4 protein-coding genes are annotated in these 3,316 nt (G+C 72.4%); 3 read left to right on the top strand and 1 reads right to left on the bottom strand.

Translation table 11 applies throughout. From position 1 onward, the window contains the following. A partial coding sequence (locus B7767_RS17770) for a TetR/AcrR family transcriptional regulator (protein ID WP_256923477.1) occupies positions 1 to 601 on the bottom strand: 601 nt, incomplete at its 3' end. Between the two features lie 96 nt (positions 602 to 697). Here B7767_RS17770 and B7767_RS17775 point away from each other — a divergent pair. The 3 genes from B7767_RS17775 to B7767_RS17785 all read left to right on the top strand — a co-directional run bounded on the left by B7767_RS17775 (position 698) and on the right by B7767_RS17785 (position 3,057). Next, positions 698 to 1,345 (top strand): NADPH-dependent FMN reductase, encoded by a 648-nt coding sequence (locus B7767_RS17775; RefSeq protein ID WP_085573051.1) that lies wholly within the window; start codon positions 698 to 700, stop codon positions 1,343 to 1,345. Continuing rightward, a complete protein-coding gene (locus tag B7767_RS17780; RefSeq protein ID WP_085573052.1) occupies positions 1,342 to 2,745 on the top strand; it encodes a DHA2 family efflux MFS transporter permease subunit in 1,404 nt (467 codons plus the stop codon). Before B7767_RS17775 ends, B7767_RS17780 begins: the two co-directional genes overlap by 4 nt. Positions 2,746 to 2,871: 126 nt before the next feature. Further along, a complete protein-coding gene (locus B7767_RS17785; protein WP_143652532.1) occupies positions 2,872 to 3,057 on the top strand; it encodes a hypothetical protein in 186 nt (61 codons plus the stop codon). Positions 3,058 to 3,316 lie beyond the last annotated feature (259 nt).

The following is a 3,316-nucleotide window of genomic DNA, read 5'->3' on the forward strand; positions in this document are numbered from 1 at the left end:
GGAACGCGCGCACCCCGGACGCGATCAGTTCGTCCCGCTCCTCGTCCGGAAGGGCCAGGCCCCCCTGGTAGGTGCGGTCATTGATCTCGCCGGCGGTCAGCTGCAGGAAGTGGCTCGCGGCGCGCTCCGGGTCCGGGGCGTCGAGCAGCCCGTCCTCGGCCAGTTCACGGAAGCGGGCCGCCACCCCCTTGAGGGCGCGGTCGGGACCGGCGGCACGCCAGGCGTCCAGGAACTCCCGCGGGATGTGGCCGACCTCGGCCCGCAACTGCCGTACGACGGCGAAGTGGTCGTGGTGCCGGTACATCGGCGACATCCAGGCGTGCGCGAAGCCGATGAGGTCGGCCTCCAGGTCCGTGACCTTGTGCAATCGCCGGTCGACGGCGTCGAGATGGGACCGTACGACCTCCTCCGAACCCTCCACCACGACGACGCGGAAGAGCTGCGCCTTCCCTTCCGGGAAGTGGTTGTAGATCGTGCGGGTGGAGACCCCGGCCTCCTTGGCGATGGAGTCCATGCCGGCGCGGGTGTAGCCGTCGCGCCCGAAGACGCGGCGCGCTCCCCGCACGATCGCCTGCCGCTTCTCCGCCAGCCCTTGTCTCACGCGTCCTGCCCCTTCCTGTCACCGGTCACGGTATCCGGACCGGGAAAGTTACAACGCTCGTTGCACTTATTGCCATGAGCGTTGTACTTTCTCGGTATGACCAACTCACCAGCGTCCTCTCCGCGTTCGCACACCGCCCACACGGCCGATGCCCCCACGAGCGGTCTCCCGGCGGACGCCCCCCTGCGTGTCGCCGTCCTGATCGGCTCGACCCGCGAGGGCCGCTTCGCCCCCGTCGTCGCCGACTGGTTCCTGCGGTTCGCCGCCCCGTACGACGACCTCGAACTGGACCCCCTCGACCTGGCCGAGCACCCCCTGCCCGACGTCGTCTCCCCCGCGGCCCACCCGGAGGCCGCCGAGGTCACGGAGCGCCTGGCGGCGGCCGACGCCTTCGTCGTGATCACCCCCGAGTACAACCACAGCTTCCCCGCGCCCCTGAAGAACGCCATCGACCTGCACTACACCCAGTGGCAGGCCAAGCCGGTCGGCTTCGTGTCCTACGGGGGCCTGGCCGGCGGTCTGCGCGCGGTCGAGCAACTGCGGCTGGTCTTCGCCGAACTGCACGCCGTCACGGTCCGGGACACGGTGAGCTTCCACAACGCGTGGGAGAACTTCGCCGAGGACGGCTCCCTGCTGCGGCCCGAGGTGCCCGAAGGGGCGGGCAAGGCGATGCTGGACCAGCTGAGCTGGTGGGGGCGGACACTGCGGGCCGGGCGCGACCGTGCCCCGTACGGGGAGCGATGAGCACCGCCCTCCCGGCGCGGACCGGGGGAAGCGGCGGAAGCGGGGGACCGTCCCTGCCCGCCGTCCCCCGGCACGTCCTGGCCCTCGCGGGCGTCATGGTGCTCGGTTCGTTCATGACGGTGCTCGACATGACCATCGTCAACGTCGCCCTGGACCACCTGGCGCGCGCCTTCGACGCGCCCCTGTCCGTCGTCCAGTGGACGGTGACCGGTTACTCGCTGGCGCTGGCGACCGTCATCCCGGTCACCGCGTGGGCCGTGGGCCGGTACGGCGCCAAGCGGGTCTTCCTCACCGCCGTCGCGCTCTTCACGCTCGGCTCGGGGCTCACCGGCCTCGCCTGGAACGCGGGTTCACTGATCGCGTTCCGCGTGGTGCAGGGACTCGGCGGCGGCATGATCGTGCCCGTCGCGATGACGGTCGTCCTGCGCGCCGCCCCGCCGGAACGCAAGGGCACGATGATGGGCGTCCTCGGCATCCCCGTCCTCGTCGGCCCCATGGCGGGCCCGGTCCTCGGCGGCGTCCTCACCGACGCGCTGTCCTGGCGCTGGATCTTCTTCGTCAACGTTCCGGTCGGCGCCCTCGCCCTGCTGCTCGGCGCCCGGGTCATGCGCGACGACGACGGGCGGACCCGCCGTCCGCTGGACCTGGCCGGACTGCTGACCCTCTCCCCGGGCCTGGCCGCCCTGCTGTACGGGCTGACGCTGGGCGGCGAACGCGGCGGCTTCGGCACTCCAGGAGTGGCCGTCCCGGTCGTCGCCGGTACGGCGCTGGTGGCCGCCTTCGCCGTGCGGGCGCTGCGGGCGGACCACCCCCTGCTCGACCTGAGACTGCTGCGGAGGGCGTCGGTCGGCCGTGCGGTGGTGACCATGGTGCCGTTCTCGGCCGCGTACTTCGGCTCGATGATGCTCGTACCGCTGTACTGGCAGCAGGAGCGCGGCCTGTCCGCCACACACGCGGGAATGCTGACGCTCCCCCAGTTCCTCTGCAGCGGAACGGTGATGCAGATCTCCAGCCGGATCTCGGACCGGGTGGCGCCGCGCGCGATCGTCGTCCCCGGCGTTCTGGTCGCCGTCGCGGGTTTCCTCGCCTTCGCCGTCCAGGCCGGCTCCGACGCACCTCACTGGCGCCTGGTCGCCTCCCTCGCCGTCATGGGCACCGGGGTCGGCATGACGAACATGCCCGTCATGGCCTCCGCCACGCGCGGCCTCGCGGGCACCGAGGTGGCCGCCGGCAGCACGGCGCTGAACATCGTCTCCCAGACGGCGGCGTCCGCCGGCACGGCGCTGGCGGCTTCGCTGCTGACGGCGACGGACGCGTTCCGCACGACGCTGCTGTGCGGGGCGGGCCTGATGGCGCTGGCGCTGCCGATGGCGACGCGCCTGCCGAAGCACCGGCCGTAGCGGCACCGGCCGGACCGCCGGACCGCGCACGCAGGCGCCGACGGCATGGTGCGTCCGGAGCCGTCACCATGGAGGCCCGTGTCACCCGTCCCCGGAAACCGGAGGTGGTACGGCATGTTCCGCTGCGTGGGGCGGAACAACGCAGACATGTCAAAGGGAACGCGCTCGACGCTTGTCGTCGTCCTCCTGGTCTGGAGCCTGTTCGCCTTCCCATGGTTCGACAAGGGCTGCGACATCGCGGAGGCGTACACGGCGGTCATCAAGTACGGAGTGCCGGAGGGCCTGGAGCCCTTGCCCGCTTGTTACGGCTGAGGACTCGTCACACGGGTCGCCGACCGCCGTCCGGTGCGGGCGCGGCCGGGTCCCGGTGAGCCCGGGACCCGGCCGCGCTGTCATCCGGCTGCGAGCAGGTGCTCCAGGGCCCTGGCCGTCTCCGGATGGCGAGTCGTGAGCGCGGCACCTCCCGACGGGGCCGGTCCGGCTGTCGCCGCCCAGCCGTCGTCGCAGCCGAGCAGCCCGGCCACCGCGTCGCACGCCGCCGGGTGCGCGGCCAGCAGTCCCACGCCCGACG

The organism is Streptomyces sp. 13-12-16 (assembly GCF_002114215.1).
Taxonomy (GTDB): Bacteria; Actinomycetota; Actinomycetes; order Streptomycetales; family Streptomycetaceae; genus Streptomyces.

What these genes read in the sequence shown, in the direction of transcription:
- B7767_RS17775 (WP_085573051.1), top strand. Translation starts at nt 698, where the DNA reads ATGACCAACTCACCAGCGTCCTCTCCGCGTTCGCACACCGCCCACACG.
- B7767_RS17780 (WP_085573052.1), top strand. Translation starts at nt 1,342, where the DNA reads ATGAGCACCGCCCTCCCGGCGCGGACCGGGGGAAGCGGCGGAAGCGGG.